The sequence below is a fragment of the Saccharopolyspora sp. ID03-671 genome (assembly GCF_045278815.1).
GTDB classification, from domain to species: Bacteria; Actinomycetota; Actinomycetes; order Mycobacteriales; family Pseudonocardiaceae; genus Saccharopolyspora; species Saccharopolyspora ipomoeae.
The window spans coordinates 2,651,356-2,675,341 of sequence record NZ_CP134054.1 but is presented as its reverse complement, the minus strand read 5'-3'; the positions used below and the strand labels follow the sequence as shown (position 1 = coordinate 2,675,341).

Annotated in this window: 23 protein-coding genes and 1 tRNA gene; 4 read left to right on the top strand and 20 right to left on the bottom strand. The window is 70.1% G+C overall.

The window, feature by feature from the left end; translation table 11 throughout:
• Positions 1-108: 108 nt before the first annotated feature.
• A complete protein-coding gene (locus tag REH65_RS11980; protein ID WP_406692476.1) occupies positions 109-267 on the bottom strand; it encodes a hypothetical protein in 159 nt (52 codons plus the stop codon).
• Here REH65_RS11980 and REH65_RS11975 point away from each other — a divergent pair.
• Positions 266-2,242, top strand: coding sequence for an Ig-like domain-containing protein (locus REH65_RS11975; protein ID WP_406692475.1), 1,977 nt, complete (start codon positions 266-268; stop codon positions 2,240-2,242). The genes REH65_RS11980 and REH65_RS11975 overlap by 2 nt on opposite strands.
• A 210-nt stretch (positions 2,243-2,452) precedes the next feature.
• On the opposite strand, the gene REH65_RS11970 is transcribed toward REH65_RS11975, so the two are convergent.
• The 5 genes from REH65_RS11970 to REH65_RS11950 form a co-directional block, all read right to left on the bottom strand.
• Positions 2,453-3,070 carry a dihydrofolate reductase family protein gene (locus REH65_RS11970; protein ID WP_406692474.1) on the bottom strand — a complete coding sequence of 206 codons (618 nt, stop codon included), beginning with the start codon at positions 3,068-3,070 and terminating at the stop codon, positions 2,453-2,455.
• 89 nt (positions 3,071-3,159) lie between these two features.
• Positions 3,160-4,311, bottom strand: coding sequence for a sensor histidine kinase (locus REH65_RS11965; RefSeq protein ID WP_406692473.1), 1,152 nt, complete (start codon positions 4,309-4,311; stop codon positions 3,160-3,162).
• 14 nt (positions 4,312-4,325) lie between these two features.
• Positions 4,326-5,069, bottom strand: a complete 744-nt coding sequence (locus tag REH65_RS11960; RefSeq protein WP_406692472.1) for an ABC transporter permease — start codon at positions 5,067-5,069, stop codon at positions 4,326-4,328.
• Complete coding sequence (locus REH65_RS11955) at positions 5,066-5,971, bottom strand: ABC transporter ATP-binding protein (RefSeq protein ID WP_406692471.1); 906 nt, start codon at positions 5,969-5,971, stop codon at positions 5,066-5,068. Before REH65_RS11955 ends, REH65_RS11960 begins: the two co-directional genes overlap by 4 nt.
• 83 nt (positions 5,972-6,054) lie before the next feature.
• Entirely contained in the window at positions 6,055-7,182 is a 1,128-nt protein-coding gene (locus REH65_RS11950) for a sensor histidine kinase (RefSeq protein ID WP_406692470.1), read from the bottom strand.
• 161 nt (positions 7,183-7,343) lie between these two features.
• On the opposite strand from REH65_RS11950, the gene REH65_RS11945 reads away from it, so the two are divergent.
• The gene (locus tag REH65_RS11945; RefSeq protein WP_281456208.1) at positions 7,344-7,592 is read left to right on the top strand and encodes a PLD nuclease N-terminal domain-containing protein; all 249 of its coding nucleotides are present in this window, start codon (positions 7,344-7,346) and stop codon (positions 7,590-7,592) included.
• Here the strand turns inward: REH65_RS11945 and REH65_RS11940 are convergent.
• The 3 genes from REH65_RS11940 to dnaE form a co-directional block, all read right to left on the bottom strand.
• A complete protein-coding gene (locus tag REH65_RS11940; RefSeq protein WP_406692469.1) occupies positions 7,589-8,236 on the bottom strand; it encodes a response regulator in 648 nt (215 codons plus the stop codon). The genes REH65_RS11945 and REH65_RS11940 overlap by 4 nt on opposite strands.
• Positions 8,237-8,284: 48 nt before the next feature.
• Complete coding sequence (locus REH65_RS11935; protein ID WP_406692468.1) at positions 8,285-9,139, bottom strand: SDR family oxidoreductase; 855 nt, start codon at positions 9,137-9,139, stop codon at positions 8,285-8,287.
• A gap of 383 nt (positions 9,140-9,522) precedes the next feature.
• Positions 9,523-13,113 carry a DNA polymerase III subunit alpha gene (dnaE, locus tag REH65_RS11930; RefSeq protein ID WP_281456204.1) on the bottom strand — a complete coding sequence of 1,197 codons (3,591 nt, stop codon included), beginning with the start codon at positions 13,111-13,113 and terminating at the stop codon, positions 9,523-9,525.
• A 292-nt stretch (positions 13,114-13,405) separates the two neighbouring features.
• Between dnaE and REH65_RS11925 the strand changes: the two genes are divergently transcribed.
• Entirely contained in the window at positions 13,406-13,534 is a 129-nt protein-coding gene (locus tag REH65_RS11925; RefSeq protein ID WP_406692467.1) for a hypothetical protein, read from the top strand.
• A gap of 40 nt (positions 13,535-13,574) precedes the next feature.
• Here REH65_RS11925 and REH65_RS11920 read toward each other — a convergent pair.
• Positions 13,575-13,648, bottom strand: a tRNA-Leu gene (locus tag REH65_RS11920).
• A gap of 145 nt (positions 13,649-13,793) precedes the next feature.
• Between REH65_RS11920 and REH65_RS11915 the strand changes: the two genes are divergently transcribed.
• Positions 13,794-14,015 carry a DUF3618 domain-containing protein gene (locus tag REH65_RS11915; protein ID WP_093414760.1) on the top strand — a complete coding sequence of 74 codons (222 nt, stop codon included), beginning with the start codon at positions 13,794-13,796 and terminating at the stop codon, positions 14,013-14,015.
• A gap of 51 nt (positions 14,016-14,066) precedes the next feature.
• Here the strand turns inward: REH65_RS11915 and REH65_RS11910 are convergent, their stop codons facing one another.
• The 10 genes from REH65_RS11910 to REH65_RS11865 all read right to left on the bottom strand — a co-directional run bounded on the left by REH65_RS11910 (position 14,067) and on the right by REH65_RS11865 (position 23,942).
• Positions 14,067-14,777: an MOSC domain-containing protein gene (locus tag REH65_RS11910; RefSeq protein ID WP_406692466.1), complete on the bottom strand. Its 711-nt coding sequence runs from the start codon at positions 14,775-14,777 to the stop codon at positions 14,067-14,069.
• Between the two features lie 51 nt (positions 14,778-14,828).
• A complete protein-coding gene (locus REH65_RS11905) occupies positions 14,829-15,431 on the bottom strand; it encodes a TetR/AcrR family transcriptional regulator (protein ID WP_406692465.1) in 603 nt (200 codons plus the stop codon).
• Positions 15,432-15,572: 141 nt separating this feature from the next.
• Positions 15,573-15,872: a hypothetical protein gene (locus REH65_RS11900; RefSeq protein ID WP_281456201.1), complete on the bottom strand. Its 300-nt coding sequence runs from the start codon at positions 15,870-15,872 to the stop codon at positions 15,573-15,575.
• A 103-nt stretch (positions 15,873-15,975) separates the two neighbouring features.
• Complete coding sequence (locus REH65_RS11895; RefSeq protein ID WP_406693147.1) at positions 15,976-16,551, bottom strand: NTP transferase domain-containing protein; 576 nt, start codon at positions 16,549-16,551, stop codon at positions 15,976-15,978.
• 81 nt (positions 16,552-16,632) lie between these two features.
• Positions 16,633-18,051, bottom strand: coding sequence for an NCS2 family permease (locus REH65_RS11890; RefSeq protein ID WP_406692464.1), 1,419 nt, complete (start codon positions 18,049-18,051; stop codon positions 16,633-16,635).
• A 379-nt stretch (positions 18,052-18,430) separates the two neighbouring features.
• Complete coding sequence (locus REH65_RS11885; RefSeq protein WP_406692462.1) at positions 18,431-18,916, bottom strand: nucleoside deaminase; 486 nt, start codon at positions 18,914-18,916, stop codon at positions 18,431-18,433.
• 29 nt (positions 18,917-18,945) lie between these two features.
• Complete coding sequence (gene pucD, locus REH65_RS11880) at positions 18,946-21,282, bottom strand: xanthine dehydrogenase subunit D (protein ID WP_406692461.1); 2,337 nt, start codon at positions 21,280-21,282, stop codon at positions 18,946-18,948.
• A gap of 2 nt (positions 21,283-21,284) precedes the next feature.
• Entirely contained in the window at positions 21,285-22,625 is a 1,341-nt protein-coding gene (locus tag REH65_RS11875) for an 8-oxoguanine deaminase (RefSeq protein ID WP_406692460.1), read from the bottom strand.
• A complete protein-coding gene (locus tag REH65_RS11870; protein ID WP_093414750.1) occupies positions 22,618-23,088 on the bottom strand; it encodes a (2Fe-2S)-binding protein in 471 nt (156 codons plus the stop codon). The genes REH65_RS11875 and REH65_RS11870 overlap by 8 nt, the downstream gene beginning before the upstream one ends.
• Complete coding sequence (locus tag REH65_RS11865) at positions 23,079-23,942, bottom strand: FAD binding domain-containing protein (protein WP_406692459.1); 864 nt, start codon at positions 23,940-23,942, stop codon at positions 23,079-23,081. Before REH65_RS11865 ends, REH65_RS11870 begins: the two co-directional genes overlap by 10 nt.
• Between the last annotated feature and the right edge of the window lie 44 nt (positions 23,943-23,986).

The following is a 23,986-nucleotide window of genomic DNA, read 5'->3' as shown; positions in this document are numbered from 1 at the left end:
AGCGGCCGGACTCGGATCACCCCGAGTCCGGCCTTTTCTTGATCGCATTTCGAGAAGGCTCATACCGCAATTCTTTTCATGTTTCGACCATCCGACCAAATAGGATGTTCAGGTCGCCCAATGGTGGTTGCCGCCGGGCCGAATTCGAATTGGAAGCTTAAGCTCCATAACGATCTTCGCATGATCGTTGATATTGCTCCCTCGGTTCGGAAAGGCGTTCTCCATGTCCAAGCGCCGATCGAAATCGGCCTTCATCTCAGTGCTCATGGCACTGTCCATGGGGGTCTTGGCCCACGCACCCGCGTACGCGGAACCGCTTCCCGCGCAATACTCCGGATCCACCTCCGGTGACGTTCTCTCCCTCGGCCTCAGCGGTCTCGGCGTCCCCACCGTCGACGCCGACATCGGTCATTCGGCCACGGACGTCAACAGCACCGAAGACCCTCGGGCGCACGCGGAATCCTCCAACGTCGGGGCGAACGCGCTGGGCCTGCCGGTCGACCTGATCAGCGGTGAGGCCAATTCCGGGCCGGGAACACCGACCGATTCCTACGCGATGGGCCTCGGTGACATCAGCGTTCCGGGCGTGCTCAACGTCGGCGCGCTGCAGGGCTCGGGCAGCACGAACTGGCCGGGGGACCTCTCCTGCGTTCCCGACGGCACGCCCATCGCCGAATCGACCACCGAGCTGGCCAACGCCAACCTCGGGCTCGACGTCGCAGGCACCGGGCTGAACGTCCTGAACGTGGGCGCGGTGTCGACGTCGGGCAACACGACGCTCAACTCGGGTTCGGTCGTCTCGACCGCGACGGGCAACGTCGCGAGCCTGTCGCTGATCAACAACCTCGTCCAGGTCCAGGTGCTCGACTCGCCCACGATCACCGCGACCTCCGACGGGATGACCGGCACGGTCACCGCCGACGACTACTCGGTCGCGGTCACGATCGCCGGGCAGACCACCGTGCTCACCGCGGGCATGTCGATCCCGATCAACCTCGACCTCGGGTTCGCGCAGACGAACCTGACGCTGAGCGTCGGTGAGCTGCAGGACAACTCGGTCGGGGCGACCGCGTCGGGCTCGATGGACTTCCTCAACCTCAGCGGTTCCATCTCGGCACCGCTGCTGGGGCAGATCGCGAACCTGGACCTCGGACTGCTGCCGCTGAGCGCCACGGCGACGGCCCCCGAGGGCGGCGTGGAGTGCGACCGCGTCGACGCGCCGACGATCACCTCGCCGCTGGACGGCTCCACGGTCACCGACAACCCGCCGACGATCACCGGCACGGGTGTTCCCGGCGCGGAGGTGACCGTCTACGACAACGGTCAGCCGATCGGCACCACGACGGTCAATCCGGACGGGACGTGGACGTTCACGCCGACGGAGCCGTGGAGCCCCGGTGATCACCAGATCACCGCGACGCAGTCGGGTCCCGACGGCGCGACGTCGGACCCGTCGAACTCCGTCACGGTCACGGTTCCCGGCCCGCCCGCTCCGGAACCGCCGGTGATCACGTCACCGGCGACGGGGACCACTGTGGACGACACCACGCCGGCGATCACCGGGACCGGTGAGCCGGGGGCGACCGTGACCATCATCGACAACGGCCAGCCGATCGGCACCGCGGTGGTGGGGTCGGACGGGACGTGGACGTTCACGCCGACGACCCCGCTGACGCCCGGCGATCACGAGCTCACCGCGACGCAGACGAATCCCGCGGGGGCCACGTCGACGCCCTCGGATCCGGTCGTGATCACGGTGGTCGAGCCGGCGTCGCCGGAACCGCCGGTGATCACCTCGCCGGCCGCCGGCTCCACGGTCGACGACACCACGCCACCGATCACCGGTACCGGTGAGCCGGGCGCGACGGTGACCGTCTACGACAACGGTCGGCTGATGGGCACGGCCGTGGTCAACTCCGACGGCACCTGGACGTTCACCCCGAGCGAGCCGTTGTCCTGCGGCGAGCACACCATCACGGCGACGCAGACCACCGACGCCCGCGCGGCTTCGGAAGCGAGTGCTCCCGTGACGATCACGGTCGCCTGCCCGTCGGGCGGCACCGGTGACGGTGGTGGAGCGGGCTCCGGCGTTCAGCAGACCTCGGGATCGGGTGGCGGCTCGACCGCGCCGCTGGCGCAGACCGGTTCGCCGGTCGACGTCGGACTGCTGGGACTGCTCGGCGTGCTGCTGATGATCCGCGGCGCCACCGCGGTGCACCGCACCCGCAACACCAGGTCCTGACACCGGGAGGGATCGACACCGGCGCCGGGCACCCTCGCGGTGCCCGGCGCCGGTCTTCGTCCGGGTGGGGCGCGGCGTTCGAGGTGGGTGTTGGGACAGTTTTAGCCATAATTGTCCGGGCAAAACGGACATTGATCATGGGTGATTATGGCTAAAACTGTCCCAACCCTCCGCCGAGGCCGGGAGCCCGGGGGCCTGCCCGGACGGTTTTCACCAGAACTGCCCCGGTCCCTGCTCTCGTGGGTCCGGGTGGCCCTGCCCCGAGCGTTCGGAGTCGAGGATCGTCGGGGTGTATTCGAGTAGTTGGAGGCGGTTGTCGAAGGTGCGGCTGGTGATCAGGTCGAGCTTGATGTCGGGGTAGCCGTCGAAGATCCGCTCCCGGCCGGTCTTACCGGTGATGATCGGGAAGACGACCACGCGGAACCGATCCACGACGCCGGCTTCCAGCAGCGAACGGCTCAGGCCGAGGCTGCCGATGGTGCGCAGTTCCCGGGTCTCGCGTCGCTTCATCTCCCGGACCGCGGTGACGGCATCGCCCGTGATCAGCTCGCTGTTCTCCCAGGCCAGCGGCGCGGTCAGGGTGGAGGAGAAGACGACCTTGGGCAGTGCGGTCAGCTCGGCGAGTCCGGCTTCCGACGGTGCTTCGGCGGCGAAGCCGGACATCAGCCGGTAGGTCGTCGCGCCCATGAGCGCGACGTGCTGCGCCTCGGCCTCCCCGGCGATCCAGTCGAGGTATTCCGGCCCCTCCATTCCCCAGAACCCGGGCCATCCCTCGGCGGACGCGTACCCGTCGAGCGAGATGATGAAGTCCACCATCAGTTCCGACATCTCGATCTCCTTCCAGCGCAGCTCCTGCGAGGAATGACCGATGCGGGGGCGGAAACTCATCGGTCGTCGGAGCCGAGCCCCAGGAGCCCTCAGCCGTCGGCGCCCGAGGTGAGGGGGAAGGAGGCGTGGACTCGGTAGCCGCCCTCGGGGGTGCGGCCGGTGTGGAGGGTGCCTCCGGTGAGGGCCACCCGTTCGCGCATGCCGACCAGCCCGAACCCGGAGGTGGGGAGTGCGACGTCGTGCCCGCGAGTGCTCCGGCGGTTGGTCACCTCCACCGACAGCTCCTCGTCCTCGCAGCGCACCTCCACCCGAACCGCCGCGTGCGGGGAGTGCTTGGCGGCGTTGGTCAGCGCTTCCTGCACCACGCGGTAGGCCGCGCGCCCCACCTCGGGCGGGACCTCCGGGGCGGGTTCGGGCATCTCCAGCCGCACGTTCGCCCCCGACCGCACGGCGCCGTCGACGAGGTCGGCGATGCCGGTGGTGCTCGCCGACGCGGGCTCCGGTTCGGCGTCGTCGCGCAGGGCGCGCAGCATGTCGTGCAGCTCCGACATCGCGGTCGCGCTGGTCGAGCGGAGGACCTCGGCGAGCTCCGCGCTGCGCTCGTCGGCGGCCTGGCGGGCGAGCGCGTCGGCGTGCCGGGAGACCACGCCGATGCGGTGCGCGACGACGTCGTGCATCTCGCGGGCGATCTCGCGGCGCTGCGCCTCCACGGCCCGCTCGGCCAGCAGCTCCCGCTCGCGCTCGATCTGCGCGGCCCGCTCCCGGAAGTCGGCCAGCGCGCGCCGGCGTCCGAACACCCACAGCCCGAGAAGCAGCGGCACGACGACCGTTCCGACGATGACGCTCGCCATCGGGACCAGCACGAACCGCTCCCAGCCCCAGATGAGCGGCACCTCGGCCCCCAGGTGGGCGGCGACGGCGATCCACGTCAGCCCTCGCGGGCCGAGCCTGCTCGCCGCGGTGTAGAGCGCGACCTCGGACAGGCCGATCACGGGATTCATCGGCAGGCCGGTCGCGGCGACCACCAGCGCCACCGCGAACGGGAAGCGCCTGCGCACCACCAGCGCGAGGAATCCGGTGATCAGCGCCGCGATCGTCAGCGGAGCGGTGTCGCTGAGACGGCCGCCGTGCGAGTAGAACTCCCCGGCGATCGGGGCCGCCGCCACCGCGAGGTCGAACAGCAGCGACCGCGGCGAACCGTCCCACCACGACAACCACGAGCGCTTCCGTTCGACCAGCACGCCCGTCACGGTACTCACACGTCGCGACGGGTCAGCACGATGGCGGAGGCCCCCAGCAGCACCGCCGCCAGCCCCAGCAGCGGCAGCGCCCCCGGCCACTCGGGCGAGTCGTTGATCAGCTGCCGCGCCGAGTAGAACGGGTGCAGCACGGTCAGCAGCCACTCCGGCAGGTCCAGCCGGTTGATCAGGAACATCTCGATCTGCGGCCACACCACCAGCATCGCGATCGGCGTGATCGACCCGTGCAGCAGCACCGCGAGCCCCAGCCCCACCAGCGTGGCCAGCGCGGTGTAGACGACCGCCCCCGAGCCCAGCGCCAGCGAGGTCGACACCGTCGGCGCCGCCCCGAACATCCCCGCGAGCACCAGCCAGGACGAGGCGAGAACCGCGCACTCGGTGACGATCGCGGCCGAGGTGACCACGACGGCCTTGGCGAGCAGCACGTGCGTCCGGGACCGGGCGGTGAGCACCGTCGTCACGATCGTCCGGTGCCGGTACTCGGTCCCGAAGGCGTTGACCCCCAACGCCGCCACCAGGACCGTGAACAGCCACGCGACCGAGAGCACCTTGTCGAAGGTGATGTCGCCGGTGTCGCGGCCGTCGTGCGCGACGATCGTCAGCAGCAGCTGGACGACCACCGCGGACCCCATCAGCACCCAGTTGGACCGCAGGCTCCGGAACGCGGCCCACTCGTACCCCAGCGAGCGCCCGAAGCCGGCGGATCGGTCGGCGAGCGGCTGGGCTTCCAGCGTCCTCATGCTGCTTCTCCTCGGTAGCTCGTGGCGTCGGCGGTGGCGTTGAAGAACGCGTCCTCCAGGCTGCTGCGGCGGGTGTGCAGCTCGCGGATCGCGACACCGGCCCGGCGGGCGGCGGCGCTGACCGCGTCGACGTCGCCGCTGTCGACCCGCAGCGCGCCGTCGTCCTCCTGCGCGACCGGGAACCCGTTGGCGCGCAACCACTCCTGGAACCGATCGGCGTCAGGGGTCCGGACGACGACGTGGGTCCGGGTGTGCGCGGCGATGAAGTCGCGCACCGGCTCGGCGGCGATCAGCCTGCCCTCGCCGATGACCACGAGGTCGTCGGCGAGCTGCGCGACCTCGGAGAGCAGGTGCGAGGAGACGAACACGGTCTTGCCCTCGTCGGCGAGGTTGCGCAGCAGCGCCCTGATCCAGCGCACGCCTTCGGGGTCGAGCCCGTTGGTGGGCTCGTCGAGGATCACGTGCTCCGGGTCGCCGATGAGCGCCGCCGCGATGCCCAGCCGCTGCTGCATGCCGAGGCTGAACCCGCCCGCGCGGCGGAACCGCACGTCGTCGAGCCCGACGGCGGCCAGCACCTCGCGCACCCGCTGCTCGGGGATCCCGGCGCCCGCCGCGATCATCCGCAGGTGCTGGAGCGCCGTGCGGCCCGGGTGCACGGCCCGAGCGTCGAGCAGCGCGCCCACGCTGCGCACCGGGTTCGGCAGCTCCCGGTAGGTGCGGCCGCCGAAGCGCACCTCGCCCTCGCCGCGGTCGAGGCCGAGCATGAGCCGCATCGTCGTGGACTTGCCGGCCCCGTTCGGGCCGAGGAAGCCGGTCACGACCCCCGGCCGGATGGTGCAGGTGAGCTGGTCCACGGCGAGCTGGTCGCCGTAGCGCTTGGTCAGTTCCCTGATGGTGATCAACCCTGCTCCTCGATGTCGGATCGGATGTCCCGCATGGCATCGAGAATCGCGAATCCGCAGGGCGCGGGGCGTCTTACTTCCAGCTACGAGTCGGTACGACTTTCGGGCACCTTCGGCAGCACCGCCGCCACCCGGAACCCGCCGTCGCCGGTCGGCCCGGTCTCCAGCGTCCCGCCCGCGAGGGCGACCCGCTCCCGCATCCCGAGCAGCCCGTACCCGGCGCCGGAGGCGGGTGGCTGGGTGCTCGGGCCGTTGGTGACGGTCACCGACAGCGCGTCACCGGCCTCGACGACGACGGACACGTCGGCGTCCGGCGCGTGCCGCGCGGCGTTGGTCAGCGCTTCCTGCACCACCCGGTAGGCGGCGCGGCCGGTGGTCCCGGAGGTCTCCGGCAGCTCATCGGGGATGCTCAGCCGCACCCCGGGCCCGTTCTCGCGCACCAGCTCGGCGATGTCGCCCGCGGTCGGCGCCTCGGCGATCTCCGACGGGCCTTCGCGCAGGACCCGCAGCATGCCCCGCAGCTCGGTGAGGGCCTTGGCGCTGTTGTCCCGGATGATCTCGGCGGTCTCGGCGGTGCGCTGGTCCTTCGCGTGCATCGTCAGCGCCCCGGCCTGCAGCGACAGCACGCTGGCCCGGTGGGCGATGACGTCGTGCAGCTCGCGGGCGATGCGGCGCCGCTCGTCGCCGACGGCCCGCTCGGCCCGCAGCGCGCGTTCCCGCTCGGCCCGCTCGATGCGCTCGCGGGTGGCGGCCACGAGCACCTGCCGCTGCTGCAGCCACAACCCGAGCATGCCCGGGACCGTGAACAGCGCCGCGTTCACCCCGATGCTCAGCACGGACGCGAACCCGTCCCAGCCCGGGTAGCGGACGAAGTTCGAGCCGACCCCCACGGTGATGATCACGACACCGGTGATCCACGTCGTGCGGGACGCGCCGTAGCGCCGCGCGCAGGTGTAGAGCGCCACCCAGGCCACCGGCAGGTACTGGGCGAACACGAGCAGCGCGATCGACACGGCCGCGAGCGCCAGCGGGAACCGCCTGCGCACCACCATCGCGAACAGGCCCGCGAGGTGCAGGAGGAACACCCACGGCGAGTCGAATTCCCGGAACAGCCCGCAGAAGCACAGCGCGACGGCGACGTCGATCAGCAGGTGGTGCACCTTGCCGTCCCACCAGGACAGCAGGCGCTCATGGTCGAGGAGGTGGCGCACCGGATCGACTCTAGCTGCGCCGATCGCCGCTCACCTTCGCCGACCGGCCGGGGTGGGTACGACTTTCGGCCAAGTTCGGTCGAGCGGGTAGGGGGACGTCCCGACGGCCGCGGATCCATAGCGTTGGTGATCGAACGACGAACTCGTGGAAGGGACACGCAATGGATTGGGAACAGCTCTTCAACAGCCCGGAGCAACTGCTCGCGTTCGGCGGCTTCGGTCTGGTCGGCCTGCTGCTGATCGGCTGGCTGGCGCTGTTCATCTGCGCGGTGGTGAGCATCATCGGTTCGCCGCTGTCGTTCGGCATGACGCTGGTGTGGCTGGTGATCGCCTTCTGCGCCCCGTTCCTGGGCGTGCTCGCGTGGTTCCTCATCGGCCGCGGAGACGCCTACCGCCGAGCCGCCTGCTAGGCCAGACCGGCGTCGTGGGCGATGATCGCGACCTGGGTTCGGTTGACGGCGTCCAGCTTGTGCATGATCCGTCCGATGTGGACTTTCACGGTGGACTGGCTCATGTAGAGGTCGGCGGCGATCTCGGCGTTGCTCGAACCCTGCGCGACGGCCACGGCCACCTCGCGCTCCCGCGCGGTCAGCTGCTCCATCTTGGTCTTCGCCGACCGCGCGGCTCCGCCGCCGGTGGAGAAGGCGGCCAGGAGCTTCCGGGTGATGCGGGGCGAGAGCATCGCCTCGCCCCCGGCGAGGGTGTGCACGGCGGCGACGAGGTCGTGCGGCCGGGTGTCCTTGAGCAGGAATCCGGCCGCCCCGTTCTGCAGGGCCGCGTGCACGTACTCGTCGATGTCGAAGGTGGTCAGCACGCCCACCGCGGGCGGGTCGGGCAGCGCGGCGATGCGCCGGGTCACCTCCAGGCCGCCGACCTCGGGCATCTGGATGTCGGTGAGCACCACGTCCGGCGCGTGCTTGGCGACCAGGTCGACGATCCCGCTGCCGTTGGCGGCCTCGGCGACCACCTGGATCTCGGGGTCGGACTCCAGGATCATCCGGATCCCGGACCGCACCAGGTCCTCGTCATCGAGCAGAACAACCTTGACGCTCACCGATCACCACGTCCGCAGCTAGAGAAGATCCACCACCTCAACGGTATATCAGCCCGCGATGTCGGCGATCAGCTTCTCGGAAACGGCCCACAGCCGCTGCCGCACCTCGACGTCGTAGGAGGTCTTGCTGGTGGCCACCGGGCGGCGCTTGATGAAGTACTCGCCGGTGACGTCGGCGACCTCCGGCGAGTTCGCCAGGTGCAGGATCGTGTCGGCGCCCTTCTCCGGCGAGATGCCGAAACCCGCGTAGAAAGCCCCGATCACGGCCTTGACGACGCCGTCGGTGCCGTTCTTGAACCCGGACGCGACGGCCCCGGGGTGCATCGCGTTGACGGTGACGTCGGTTCCGCGGAGCCGTTCGGCGAGCTCGTAGGTGAACAGGATCTGCGCGAGCTTCGACTGCCCGTACCCGCGCATCGCGTTCTTGCCGCTGCGGTTCTGGAGGTCGTCGAAGTCGATCCGCGCACCCTTGTGCGCCATCGAGCTGACGTTGACGATCCGCGCGTGCCCGGCGGCCTTGAGCCGGTCGAGCAGCGAGGTGGTCAGCAGGAAGTGCCCGAGGTAGTTGCCCGCGAACATCGCCTCCAGCCCCTCGGAGGACTCGCGGCGGGTCTGGGTGATGCCCCCGGCGTTGTTGACCAGCACGTCCAGCGTCGAGTGCCGTTCGGTGAACTCCCGCACGGCCCGGCGCACGTCGGCCATCTCGGCCAGATCCACCACGATCAGCTCGACCCGATCGTTCCCGGTCTCGGCCACGATCGCAGCCCGCGCGGCCTCGCCCTTCTCGGCGTTCCGGCACATCATCACGACGGTCGCCCCGCCCCGGGCGAGCTCCAACGCCGTCACGTACCCGGTCCCCGAATTGGCCCCGGTCACAACACAAACCCGTCCGTCACTACCCATGCCCAACCCCAATCAGAAGTAAGCAACCGCCTACAAAGACCCTACGACCGAACCGCAACCCGAGACCCGCCAGGACGCGTATCCCCGACCCGATTCGATCAGTCGCAGCAGCAGGTCCCCCGGAGGCGGTTTTAGCCAGAACTGTCCGGGCATAACGGACATTGATCATGGGCGATTATGGCTAGAACTGCCCCGGGGCGAACTCAGAAGCGATGCTCATGAGTCCGCAAGTGCGGTAGTCGATCGAGCGCGAAATGCGATGCGTCTGACAGCGGGGAACCCGAGTTGCACGCGAGAGGGCGGCGTCGACGTCGTGGCGCTGGGGCACTTGGCGCCGTGAGAAGTCCGTGGTCCGGAGCTGGAGGCTCCGGACCACGGGTGTGTCAGCGGCCTGCTCTTTCCACCGCGATTCCGCGGACCGACTTGAGCTCGGAGACGAGTTCGGTGCAGACGTTGACCGGCCACTTCGGGAGTTCCAGGCGGGTCTTGCCGAGGTGCACGTGCACCGGGGTGGTGCCCTTGTGCGCGGCGAAGGTCTGCTTGAGCTCGCTGATCACGTCCTCGGTGAGCTTGCGGGAGTCCGCGCGCAGCACCAGCGGCGGTTCGCTGCCCGGGTCGGTCTCGGCGGCGGTGATGTCGATCGGCACGGCGTCGGAGGCGAACACGCTGATCTCGCCCTCGCGCTCGTTGACCCGGCCCTTGACCGCCAGCGCGTTGTCCTCGACCAGGCAGTCGGCGAACATCTCGTAGGACTTCGGGAAGAACAGCACCTCGATGCTGGCCTCGAAGTCCTCCAGGGTCACGATCGCCCACGGCTGCCCGTTCTTGTTCAGCCGCCGCTGGATGCCGGAGATCATCCCGGCGATCTTGGGCTGCTGCTCCTTGCTGCCGTAACCGCTGGGTTCGCGCTCACCGCCGACGAGCTCGGCGATGCTGGTGTCCTGGTACGGCGCGAGGAGCCGCTCGGCGCCGTCGAGCGGGTGCGCCGAGACGTACAGGCCCAGCATCTCGCGCTCGTAGGCCAGCAGCTGCTTGCGCGGCCACTCCTCGTCGGTGAACTGCAGGTGCGCCAGCGGCGAGGTGTCCTCGGACGGTCCCGCGTCGTCGCCGCCGAAGAGGTCGAACTGGCCCATCGCCTGCTGCCGCTTGAGGCCGATCACCGCGTCCACCGCGGCCTCGTGGTGGGCGTTGAGCGCCATCCGGGTGTGGCCGAGCGAGTCGAACGCACCCGCCTTGATCAGCGATTCGATGACCCGCTTGTTGCAGGCGGTGATCTCGATCTTGTCGAGGAAGTCGGTGAACGACGAGAACTTCCCCTTCTCCTCCCGCGAGGAGATGACCGACTCGACGACGTTGGCGCCGACGTTGCGGATCGCGCCCATGCCGAAGCGGATGCGGCCCTCGACGGCCGTGTGCTGGGTCATCGACTCGTTCACGTCCGGCGGCAGCACCTGGATGCTCATCCGGCGGCACTCGGACAGGTAGACCGCGGTCTTGTCCTTGTTGTTGCTGTTCGCGGTCAGCAGCGCGGCCATGTACTCGGCCGGGTAGTGGGCCTTGAAGTAGGCGGTCCAGTAGGTCACCAGGCCGTAGGCGGCGGCGTGGGACTTGTTGAACGCGTAGCCGGCGAAGGGGAGGACGGTGGCCCACAGCTGCTCGATCGCATCCTTCGAGTAGCCGCGCTCCTGCATGCCCGCCGAGAAGTTGGCGAACTGCTCGTCCATCACCTCCTTCTTCTTCTTGCCCATCGCTCGCCGCAGCAGGTCCGCTTGTCCGAGCGTGTACCCGGCGACCTTCTGGGCGATCGCCATGATCTGCTCCTGGTAGACGATCAGACCGTAGGTCTCGCCCAGGATGTCCTTGAGCGGCTCGTCCAGCTCCGGGTGGATCGGCTCGACCGGCTTCTTGCCGTTCTTGCGGTCCGCGTAGTCCAGGTGCGCGTTGACGTCCATCGGGCCCGGCCGGTACAGCGCCACGCAGGCGACGATGTCGCCGAAGCGGGTGGGTTGCATGCGCTTGAGCAGCGACTGCATGCCCCCACCTTCCAGCTGGAACACTCCCAGGGACTCGCCGCGGCCGAGCATCTCGTAGGTCTTGGTGTCGTCCAGCGGGATGTCCAGCGGTTCGACCTCGGTGCCGTGGTTGGCCTTCACCATCCGCACGGTGTCGTCGATCGTGGTCATGTTGACCAGCCCGAGGATATCGATCTTGAGCAGGCCCACGGCCTCGCACTGCGGGCCGTCCCAGCCGGTGATGATCTCGCCGTCGTCGCGCTTCCACAGCGGCAGCACGTCCAGCAGCGGTTCGCGCGAGATGATGTGGGCGCACGCGTGCACGCCCGCGTTGCGGATCAGGCCCTCCAGGCCGCGGGCGGTGTCGAAGATCTTGCCGATCTGCGGATCGGTCTCGATCAGCGAGCGGACCTCGGCGGCTTCCGGGTAGCGCTCGTGCTCGGGATCGACGATGCCCGACAGCGGGATGTCCTTCGCCGCGATCGGCGCGGGCAGCGCCTTGGAGAACTGGTCGGCGAGCTGGAAACCCGCCTGCCCCATGTGCACGCGGGCGGCGTCCTTGAACGCGGCCTTCGTCTTAATCGTGCCGTAGGTGATGACCTTGGCGAAGTACTCCTCGCCGTACTTCTCCTTGGCGTACTGGATGACCCGCTCGCGCTGGCGCTCGTCGAAGTCGATGTCGATGTCGGGCGGGGAGTCGCGCTCCGGGTTGAGGAACCGCTCGAACAGCAACCCGTGCTGCAGCGGGTCGATGTCGATGATGTGCAGCACGTACGACAGCAGCGCACCCGCCGCCGAACCACGACCCGGGCCCACCCGGATGCCGTTGTTCTTGGCCCAGCGGATCATGTCGCCGACCACCAGGAAGTAGGAGCTGTAGCCCTTCTCCGTGATGACCTTGAGCTCCCACTCCAGCTGGTCGCGGTACTCCTGGGTGAACTGGCCGTCCTTGAAGCGGGTCGGGATGAACGACTCGACCTCGTCGCGCAGCATCTCGACGTCGGTGCGGCCGGCCTCGACCTTGGCCTGCGGCATCCGGTTGTGCGGCGCGAACGCCTCCTCGTAGCCCTCGACCATGTCGGTGATGAGCAGCGTGCTGTCGGCCGCGCCCGGGACCTCCTCGTCCCAGTACGCGCGCATCTCCTCGGAGCTCTTGATGTGGTAGCCGTCGCCGTTGAACTTGAACCGGTCGGTGTCGGCGATCATCGAGCGGGTCTGCAGGCACAGCAGCGCGTCGTGGTGACCGGCCTGGTCGTTGGTGACGTAGTGGCTGTCGTTGGTCGCCACCGTCCGCAGGTCCAGCTGCTTGGCGAGGTCCAGCAGCTCGGTCCGGATGTTGCGCTCCATCTGGATGCCGTGGTCCATGACCTCGATGAAGAAGCGGTCCGGCCCGAAGATGTCCTTGTAGTCCGAGGCGGCCTGCAGCGCTTCCTGCTTCTGCCCCAGGCGCAGCCGGGTCAGGATCTCGCCCGCGAGGCAGCCGGAGGTGGCGATGATGCCCTCGGAGTGCTCGGCGATGAGCTCCTTGTCCATCCGCGGCTTGCGGAAGAAGCCCTGGAGGCTCGCCAGCGAGGACAGCTTGAACAGGTTGCGCAGCCCGGTCGAGTTCTGCGCGAGCATCGTCATGTGCGTGTAGGCACCGGCGCCGGAGACGTCGCCGCTCTCGCCGTACTCGTCCACTTCCTTCTTGCCGGTGCGCGCCCGCTCACCCCAGAAGACGGGCTTCTTGTGGTAGCGGCTCTCCGGTGCGATGTAGGCCTCGATGCCGATGATCGGCTTCACCCCGGCCTTGGTGGCCTTGGTGTAGAAGGAGTGCGCCCCGTACATGTTGCCGTGGTCCGTCATCGCCACCGCGGGCTGTTCGAGCCGGGAGACCTCGGTGAACAGCGCATCATGTTTCGCAGCACCGTCGAGCATCGAGAACTCGGTGTGCACATGCAGGTGAACGAACTGATCAGACACGCAGACCTCTCCGAAGACATCGACCCGGGCGGAGCTCTCCCGACTCTAGTCGCCCCACCCGACGTGATTGGGAAGGCTCGCCAGCGTGGTCACGACAGCTCGGGGAGGGGCCGCCAGAGGGCGTTCCCGGTCCGAATCGACCAGGCAAAACGGACGTCGAACCTGGACACTTCCGACCGAATTGGCCAGTGGCGCCCCGGCGGGACGCACGGGGGGATCATGTCGCCCGAGGAGGTGGTGGCTGTGAACGCCGAGGAGTTCGACGAGCGCTTCGACGGCGGCGCAGCTCGACATGACGACGGTCCAGCGGCCGAACCTGGAGGTCGCCTACGACTCCGCGTGGGCCGAGTTCGACGCGGACGAGGACGCGGAGCTCTGGGACACGGTCAGCGCCGACAGCCCCGACGATGCGGCGCGGTGACCTGGGGGCTGTCCACCGGACGGGGTGCTGGTGAATGCGGTGGGGCCGGAGGGACTCGAACCCTCACTGTCTAGGACCTAAACCTAGTGCCTCTGCCAATTGGGCTACGGCCCCTCAGTGGACACAGCGTATCGCGTGTGTCGATCATGTTTTCGGCGGTGGGCGCCAGACCCGAGCAGGGGACATGGGCGCGGCTCGTGCGTCGAGTGATCCGCCGTGAACTACGGTGTGGGCAGCCAGGTGAACGTGAGGAGGACACGTGGCCCGTGATCAAGATGCCATCGAGCGTGACATCGAGCAGGCGCGTGACGCGCTGGCCGACACGCTGGACCGGCTGAGCGTGCAGGCGAACCCGCAGAAGTTCGTCGACGCAGGCAAGGCCAGCGTCAAGGAGAAGCTGAACGACCCCAAGGTGCGCTACGCGCTGATCGGGGTCGGCGCACTGGTCACCGTCGTGGTCGTGCGCAAGCTGTTCAAGTGAGGTGCCGTTGTTCTGGGGTCTCGGACCTGGCCCCAGGACAACGGAACCCGCTCACCCCGCCGCGACGGCGTCGCCCACGGCGACCGTGCCCGGCCGGGTCACCCTCATGATCACGCCGAACTTGTTCTCGTGCCGCTGGATCAGGTGAGCCTGCAGCTCCCGCCAGCGCTCCCGCCCCTCGGCGTCCCAGCTCGGCACCGCGCAGCGGATGCACGGGCCGGAGTGCTCGCCGGTCACGGCCAGCTCCACGTCGCCGACGGTGATCGTCGTGCCCGGTTCCCAGTCCTGCTCGGCGAACGGCGGCAGGTCTCCCCCGACGTGCAGGTTCGTCCGGAACCGCCGCAGGTCGACGTCGGCGCCCAGCTCCTCGCCCAGACCTCGTCGCGAGGACTCGAAGGTGACCAGCACCGTCGGGCCCCGGTCCTGCTGGCCGTCGGCCGGGTTCAGCCGCACCGGGATGTCCAGCGACTTCGAGAGCTCGCCGGTCAGCGCCGGGTCGTCCCAGGAGAGCTGCTGGGATTCCGGTCCGACCAGGGTCGGTGAGTCCACCGGGTCCGGCCGGTCGCCGTAGTGGGCCGACCAGGACAGCAGCGACTGGTTCTGGCGGACCGTGACGATGTTGCCGACGCGGTTCGGCCGCTCGTCGAGCAGCGCGTAGGCGCGGTCACCGGCCATGCCGCGCTCGTCGAAGCGGGCGGCGGTCACCTGCTCGCCGCGCAGCGACTTCACCGGCCAGCGGCTGAGCGAAACAACCTCGGACACGAACGACCTCCCTCCGGGACGTCCTGCGACCCTAACCGGCCGAACGGAGGCTCAGCGCTTGAGCAGCGGCAGCAGGGCCTCGTTGAGCAGGCGGTCCACGAAACCGGTGTCCAGCGGTTCGTCGGCCAGCATCAGCCGGTAGATCAAGCCCGCACCGGCCAGCTCGCCGACGGTGTCGATCGGGGCGTTCGGGCTGATCTCGCCGCGCTGCACGCCGCGCTCCATGATCCGGCGCAGCACGTCGCGCTGCGGCAGCAGGAACGACTCGCGGAACTTCACCGCGAGCTCCGGTTCGTGCGGCAGCTCGCCGACCAGGGCTTGGGCGGCCTTGCCGACCGGGCCGGTCAGCAGCGTGGCGAACGAGCGCAGGAACTCGCCGAGGTCGGCGGCCACCGACCCCAGGTCGGGTTCGGGGATGCGGCGCTGGACGAGCTCGTTGCAGGTGTCGATGACCAGGTCGAGCTTGGAGTCCCAGCGGCGGTAGATCGTGGCCTTGCCCGCGCGCGCGTGCGCGGCGACGGCGTCCATCGTCAGGGCCCGGTAGCCGACCTGCGCCAGCACCTCCATCGCGGCCTGGCGCAGCGCGGCGTCGCGGGAGGCGTCCCGCGGGCGTCCCCGGCCGGCGGGCGGCCTGCTCGGTTCGAGGCTGGCCACCGCTGCTTCCTCCTGGAGTGCACTACTGGTCGGCGCGTTCACGGAAGCCATCCTAAGGTCCCGGCGCGTTCATCCCCTGTGCACGTGATCGGTGGGTCGCGAAGAGTCACCGAGCGGTGGCTCCGCGCCCGTTGCCGAGGACTACTGCGCGGGGGCGTTGGCGACGGCGGCGCGGGCCGCGCTGTCGGTGGCCTCGTCGGACAGGCCGTGCCGGGCCTGCAGGTAGGCGGTGGTGAAGGCGAACCCGTCGCCGTCGAGCAGGTGGATCACCACGCGACCGGCCTTGCCGGGCGAGAGCTGCTCGATGAGCTGGTCGGCCTGGTCCCGGGCGGCGATCAGGCCGGGCGCACGCGCGGTCTTCTTGTCGTCACCATCCGTGACGATGATCTGCCAGTCATCGCCCTGGGGTACGTAGTTCGCGGTGATATGACCGCCAGCCATGAATGCCTCCGCTCTCCACTTTGCTCGGGCGTTGGAGCTCTTGACCGGAAGACAATGCTAGGCGCACCGGCTCTCAACAGCGCCTCTCGGTCGCCCTGGCACTCTACGTGGCAGGGCGGCCCAGATCTTCAGGCCGGTCGACATCAAAGCCCTCCGATATGTCGTCGCACGACACCATCGTCACCGTGCGTTTCCGGAGGTAGTCGCGAGCACCCGCATCACCCGTCGCAGAGGCGGCTGCACCGGTCCAGTGCTCGCGTCCCAGCAACACGGGGTGACTGCGCCGCCCGTCGTGCGAGGCGGCCGCGAGGACGTCGGGAGCGGTCAGCGCCGCGACCCGGCGAACGGCCTCCGGGCCGATGCCGGGCATGTCGACCGGCAGGATCAGCGCGGCTGGCGCGTCGGAATCCCGCAACGCCTCCAGCCCGGTCCGCAGCGACGACCCCATGCCCGTCGACCACTCCGGGTTGTAGGCGGTGGTGACCCCGGCGAGCTCGGCCCGCTCCCGGACCTCATCGGCAGCAGCCCCCAGCACCACGACCACCGGATCGCACCCGCCCTCGGCGAGCACCCGCGCGGCCCGGTCGACCAACAACGATCCCTGGTGCTCGACCAGGGCCTTCGGCATCCCGAACCGCCGTCCCGCCCCCGCGGCGAGCACGATCCCAGCTGGCGACATCACGCCCCCGACGGTAGTACCCGCGTCGAAAACCCCGGCTCTCGCGGCACGAGGACCGGGGTTTCCGACGCGGGGAGGGGATCAGACCCCGGTGAGGCCGGAGACGAGGAAGTAGACGGCGAAGACGATGGCGAGGGAGCCGACCAGCCAGCCGATCTCGCGGACCTTGCCCCGGGCGAGCTTGATGACCGCGAAGGCGATGAGACCTGCGCCGATGCCGTTGGTGATCATGTAGGTGTAGGGGATGACCGCCAGGGTGAGGAACGCCGGGATGATGTAGTCCGGGTCGTTCCACGGGATGAGCCTGACCTGCGACATCATCAGGCCGCCGACGATCACCAGGGCCGGGGCGGCGGCCTGGGCCGGGACGATCGAGGCCAGCGGCGTGATCAGCAGCGTCACGCAGAACAGCAGACCGGTGACCACGCTGGCCAGGCCGGTGCGGGCGCCTTCGGCGACACCCGCCGCCGACTCCAGGAACACCGTGTTCGGGGCGGCGCCGGTGAGCCCGCCCGCCGCGGCGGCCACGCCGTCGACGGCCAGAATGCGGCCCATGCCCTGCACCTTGCCGTCCTGGGCGAGCCCGGCCTGCGAGGAGACGCTGGTGATCGTGCCCATCGCGTCGAAGAACCCGGACAGCACCAGCGTGAACAGGAACACCGTCGCCGCCACACCACCGGCCGCGGCGAACCCGCCGAACAGGTCCACCTGGCCGAACAGCCCGAAGTCGGGGGTGCCGACCAGGTTCGCGGGCAGCTCGGGAACCACGGTTCCCCACTCGTCCGGCGCCACGTCCAGCGCGGCGTTGGCGATGAGCGCCAGCACGGTCCCGGTCACGATGCCCAGCAGGATGGCCCCGGGCGTGCGGCGGGCCATCAGCCCGATCATCACCAGCAGCGTCACGCAGAACACCACGATCGGGATTCCGGCCAGGTGCCCGTCGGTGCCCATCTGCACCGGCACCGTCGTCTCCTGCGAGTCCGGTACGCGTGTCACGAACCCGGCGCTGACCAGGCCGATCAGCGCGATGTAGAGGCCGATGCCGACGGTGAGCGCGATCTTGAGCGGCTCCGGGATGGCGTTCATGATCTTCTCGCGGACGCCGCTGACCGCCAGCGCCACGATCACCACGCCTTCGAGGACCACGAGCCCGAACGCCTCGGCCCAGGTCATGGTGGGGGCGATGGTGAACGCCACGACCGCGTTCACGCCCAGACCGGTCGCCAGCGCCAGCGGGGCGTTGCCGACCAGGCCCATCACGATGGTCATCACGCCCGCCGTGGCGGCGGTGGCGGTGGTGAGCTGCTCGGGGGAGAGCTTCGCCCCGGTCGCGTCGGTCCCGGAACCGAGGATGAGCGGGTTGAGCATCACGATGTAGGCCATCGCGACGAAGGTGGTCAGGCCGCCGCGCAGCTCGCGGCTGAAGGTGGAACCGCGCTCGGTTATCCGGAACACGCGGTCCAGACCGCTGTCGGGTCTGGTGGTCACTTGCTGGGTCATTGCGTCCTCCCATGCCGGTGGGCGCCCCCGGGACGTCGGTTTTCCGGGCAGGGTTGAGCCCGGCGAGAATTCGCCGAAAGCCAGGTGCGGGGCGTTTGGTGACGGAACCGCTGGTCAGCGGCTCGTTTCAGGTGGCGACCCGGTCATCGCCGTGGAAAAGCGCGGGTTTTCCGCTTGATCTTTTGTTCTTAAGCGGCGGAGCCACTTTCTTGGTGAGCGGTCTCGCGGCTTGCACCGCCGGGGGTTCTGAGCGGTTTCGTGGCGAGCACGCCACGACGCCGTGCATTGGCATGCATCAGGAGTGGCGCGCGGAGTCCACGGAGCCGCTCAGGTTCCCCTACCCGCACCGCCAAGCAAAAGGACCACATACCGCTCCTTCTCAGTAATCGACTCGGTCGGCTTTGTCGCGCCAGGCGTCGAAGGCGTCGTTTCGGTTGTGGATGTCGATCCGCACGACCGCGGTCGGGTTCTGGGCGGGGTCGACCATCGCGTCGTAGAAGGCGCGGTCGTCGAAGCCCGCGGCCGCCGCGTCGTCGCGGTCGGCGGCGAACAGGACCCGGTCGACCCGGGCCCACATCGCCGAGGCCAGGCACATCGGGCACGGCTCGCACGAGGTCACCAGCACGCAGCCCGTGAGCGAGAACGTGCCCAGCTCCCGGCAGGCGTTGCGGATCGCGACGACCTCGGCGTGCGCGGTCGGGTCCAGGTCGGGGGTGACGCGGTTGGCGCCGGTGGCCACGACCTCGCCGTCGCGGACGATCACCGCGCCGAACGGGCCGCCGCCGGTGTGCACGTTGGCGGTGGCCAGCTCGATCGCGCGGGCCATCCAGGACTGCTCCTGCTGGGTTGCCACGTCGACGGACATCGTTTCACTCCAATGGTTTTCGGTGACGCTCAGATGATGTGCCCGGGAGCGACCGGGGTGTGGGTGAGGAACTTGCCGGTGGCGGCGCGGATGGCCGCGACGACCGCCGGCGTGGTGGAGATCGTCGGCGGCTCGCCGACACCGCGAACCCCGTAGGGCGCGTTGTCGTCGGCGCGCTCGACGACGTCGATCTCCATCGTGGGCATGTCGAGGATCGTCGGGATCAGGTAGTCGGTGAAGGAGGGGTTGCGGATCTTCCCGTCGCGGACCTGGATCTCCTCCATCACCGCCAGCCCGAGCCCCTGCGCCGAACCTCCCTGGATCTGGCCGAGCACGGCCTCCGGGTTGACGGCCTTGCCGACGTCCTGCGCGCAGGCCAGCTGCACGACCTTGACCAGCCCCAGCTCGGTGTCGACGTCGACGACGGCGCGGTGCGCGGAGAAGGCGTGCTGCACCTGCACCACGTCGCTGCGCCCGTCGGCGTCCATCGGGAAGGTCTGCCGGTGGTGGTACTCGCGGGTCTCCTCGATGACGTCGTCGCCCAGCACCTCGGCGAGGTCGGCGACCACGCCCTCGGCGGAGACGACCTTGCCGCCCTGCAGCGCCAGGCCCACCGTGGTCCCGAACCGCTCGGTGACCCGCGCGAACAGCGCCTCCCGCACCGCCTGGCACGCCTCCCGAACGGCACCACCGGTGACGTAGGTCTGGCGCGAGGCGGAACTGGAACCGGCCGGGCCGACGGAGGTGTCGTTGGGGTGGATGGTCACCCGCTCCACGCCCAGCTCGGTGCGCGCGATCTGCTGCTGCACGGTCACCAGGCCCTGGCCGACCTCGGCGGCGGCGGTGTGCACCATCGCGGCCGGTTCGCCGCCGATGAGCTGCAACCGCACCCGCGCCGTGGCGAAGTCGTCGGCGCCCTCGGAGTAGCAGATGTTCTTGATCGTCACCCCGTAGCCGATGCCGCGCACCACGCCCTCGCCGTGCGTCGTGTTGGACGCGCCGCCGGGCAGCTCGCGGATGTCGGTGGTGTCGCGCTCGGCGGGCATCGGCAGCGCGCGGACGCGTTCCAGCAGCTCGGCGACCGGGGCGGGGGAGTCGACCACCTGCCCGGTCGGGATGGTCTCGCCCTGGGAGATCGCGTTGCGCACGCGCAGCTCCACCGGGTCGATGCCGAGCTCGGCGGCGAGCTTGTCCATCTGCGACTCGTAGGCGAAGGTCGGCTGCACCGCGCCCAATCCGCGCATCGCGCCGCACGGCGGGTTGTTGGTGTAGAGGCCCCAGCCGTCGATGCGGACGTTCGGCACCACGTACGGGCCGACGCCCAGCGTGGTCGCGTTGCCCACCACCACCGGCGTTTTCGACGCGTAGGCGCCGCCGTCGAAGTACTGGGCGGCCTTGACGTAGACGAGCTTCCCGTCGCGGGTCGCGCCGTGCTCGTAGTACATCTTCGCCGGGTGCCGGTGCACGTGGCCGTAGAACGACTCCTCGCGGCTGTAGTACATCTTCACCGGCTTGCCGACGTGCATCGCGAGCATGCACACGTGCACCTGGATCGACAGGTCCTCGCGGCCGCCGAACGCGCCGCCGACACCGGACATCGTCATCCGCACCTTCTCGGGCGGCAGCCCCAGCGCGCGGGCGGTCTGCTTGAGGTCGGAGTGCAGGTCCTGGGTGGCCAGGTAGAGGTCGACGCCGCCGTCCTCGGCGGGGATCGCCAGCCCCGACTCCGGGCCGAGGAACGCCTGGTCCTGCATGCCCACGGTGTAAACGCCGGAGACCACGACCTCGGCGGTGGCTTCCGGATCGCCCTTGACGATCCGCTGGTGGCGCACCACGTTGCCGTCCGGGTGGAGCTTCGGCAGGTCCTGGTCGTGCGCGGCCCGCTCGGCGTCGAGCACCGGTTCCAGCACCTCGTAGTCGACGACGATGCGCTCCAGCGCCCGCCGCGCCGTCTCCGGGTGGTCGGCGGCGACCAGCGCCACCGCCTCGCCGACGTAGCGCACCACGTCGGAGGCCAGCACCGGCTGGTCTACCGTCTTGAGGCCGTAGATGTTGTCGCCCGGCACGTCTTCGGCGGTGAGCACGGTGTGCACGCCCGCCATCGCCATCGCCGGACCGATGTCGATCGAGCGGATCCGGGCGTGCGGGTGCGGGCTGCGGAGCGTCGCGCCCCACAGCATGTCCTCGGCCCACAGGTCCGAGGCGTAGGCGAACTCGCCGGTCACCTTCAGGCCCGCGTCGGGGCGCAGCGGGGACTCGCCGATGCCGCCGTCGATGGCGTCGTCGAGCCGCTGCGGGGTCCTCGTGGGTGCCTGAGCGCTCGGTCGATCGGTCCCGAGTCGATCGGTCCCAAGTCGATCGGTCATGGTCACGACACCTCCACCAGGCGCAGCCGGGCGCTCGCCCGGTCCAGCTCTTCGACGACGTTGTTCTGCTCGATGACTTCGATCCCGCCGCACAGCAGCGTTTCCACCTGCGGCAACCGGCCCAGCACCAGCGCGGCGACCGGGTCGGCGATGCCGGTGTGGTCGAGCCCGCCGAGCCGCCACACCGCGAGGTCGGCGAGCTTGCCCGGCTCCAGCGACCCGATCTCGTCCTCGCGGCCGAGGCAGCGCGCACCACCCCGGGTGGCCAGCCACAGCGCCTCGCGCACCGACAGCGCGCGGGGTCCGCCGGTCGCGCGGGCCAGCAGCAGCGCCTGGCGCATCTCCTCGCCCAGCCCGCCGGACTCGTTGGAGGCGACCCCGTCGACCCCCAGTCCGACGGGGGCACCGGCGTCCAGCAGCCCCCGCACCGGCGCGATCCCGGCGCCGAGCCTGCCGTTGGAGCTCGGGCAGTGCGCGGCACCGGTGCCCGTCGCGGACAACCTGCGGATCGCCGCGGGGGACAGGTGAACGGCGTGCGCGAGCCACACGTCCGGCCCCAGCCAGCCCACGTCCTCGGCGTACTCCACCGGCGTGCGGCCGAACTCGGCGCGGCACTGCTCCTCCTCGTCGGTGGTCTCGGCGAGGTGGGTGTGCAGTCGAACCCCGTTGCGGCGGGCCAGTTCCGCGGCTTCGCGCATCAGCTCGGTGCTCACCGAGAACGGCGAGCACGGCCCCACCGCGACCCGGACGCGGGCGCCCGGCGCGGGGTCGTGGAAGTCGTCGATGGCCCGCTGCGTCGCGGCCAGCGCCGCGTCTCGGTCCTCGACCACCGAGTCCGGTGGCAGACCGCCCTGGGAGCAGCCGCGGTCCATCGAGCCGCGCACGGCGTGCAGCCGCAGCCCGATCCGCTCGGCGGCGGTGACCACCGCCCCGAACACGTCACCGCCCTCGCGCGGGAACACGTAGTGGTGGTCGGCGGCGGTGGTGCAGCCCGAGCGGGCCAGCTGCGCGAGACCGGCGGAGGCTGCGGCGTGGACGATCTCGGCGTCCATCCGCGCCCACACCGGGTAGAGCTCGGTGAGCCACTCGAACAGCGTCGAGTCGGCGGCGTAGCCGCGCGTGGCCCACTGGTAGAGGTGGTGGTGGGTGTTGATCAAACCCGGGGTGACCAGGCAGCCGGTGGCGTCGATCCGGCGCACCGGGACGTCCTGCGGCGGAGCCGATCCCGGCCCCACCGAGAGGATCCGGTCGCCCTCGACGACCACGTGGCCCTCGGCGTGCTCGGTCCCGGCGTCGTCGACCGCGACGACCGATCCGCCCTCGACGACGATCCGCTCAGCCATCGCTCCTCCGCGAGGCCGCGAGGCGGACCGCGTCCATGATCTTCTCGTAACCCGTGCAGCGGCACAGGTTCCCGGCCAGGGACTCGCGGATCTCGGCGTCCGAGGGCTGCGGGGTGCGCTCCAGCAGGTCGTGGGTCTGCACCAGCAGTCCCGGGGTGCAGAAACCGCACTGCACGGCGCCGGTCTCGACGAACGCCTGCTGGACCGGGTCCAGCTGCTCGTCGTCGGCGAGGCCCTCCACGGTCCGCACCTCGCGGCCCTCGGCCTGACCGGCCGCGACCAGGCAGGAGCAGGCGGGGACGCCGTCCAGGTAGACCGTGCACGACCCGCATTCGCCCTGCTCGCAGGCGTTTTTCGAGCCCGGCAGGCCGAGCCGCTCGCGCAGCACGTACAGCAGGGACTCGCCCTCCCAGACGTCGTCGGCCTCCTGCCGGCGCCCGTTGACGGTGAACTTCAGGCGCATTCCTGCCTCCCGGAACGGTGCTCGTGCCAGGCCCAGTTCAGGGTCCGGCGGGCCAGCACGCCCAAGGCGTGCCTGCGGTAGTCGGCGGTGCCGCGCACGTCGTCGATCGGGGACGCGGCCTGCGCGACGAGGTCGCCGAAGCGGCGGGCCACCGCGTCGTCCAGCGACCCGTCCCAGTCGAGCTCGGCGGCCAGGAAGTCCTCGGCCTCCCGCGCCCGCAGCGGGGTGGGTCCGGCCGAGCCGATGCCGGTGCCGACGGTCCCGGCGGCGGGGTTCAGCGAGACGGCGAAGGTGCACACCGCGATGACCATCGCGTTGCGGGTGCCGACCTTGGAGAACTGCTGCGGGCCCGGCGCCGGCGCGATGCGGATCGCCGCGATCAGCTCGTCGTCGGCGAGGGCGTTGCGCTTGGGGCCCGTGAAGAACTCGTGAGCGGGGATCACCCGCGATCCGCGCACGGACTCGACCTCGACGCCCGCCCCGGCCGCCAGCAGCGGTGGGTGGGCGTCTCCGGCAGGTGAGGCCGAGCCGAGGTTGCCCCCGACGGTGCCGCGGTTGCGGATCTGCGGGGACCCCACGGTCCGGCCGGCCATCGCCAGACCGGGTACTCGGGTGCCCAGCTCCTCGATGAGGCGTGCGTAGGGGACGCCCGCGCCGATGCGCAGCACGTCTCCGTCCGGCGCCCACTCGGCGAGCTCGGGCACGGTGGTGAGGTCGATGAGGACCTCGGGCCGGTGCCGGTCGAAGTTCAGCTCGACCATCACGTCGGTGCCGCCCGCGATCGGGACCGCGCCCGGATGCGCGGCCTTGGCCTCGAGCGCTTCCCGCCACGTGGCGGGGCGGAGGAATTCCACGACGTACTCCTTCTCGACCGGCGCCTGGTTCTGATCTGGCCTGC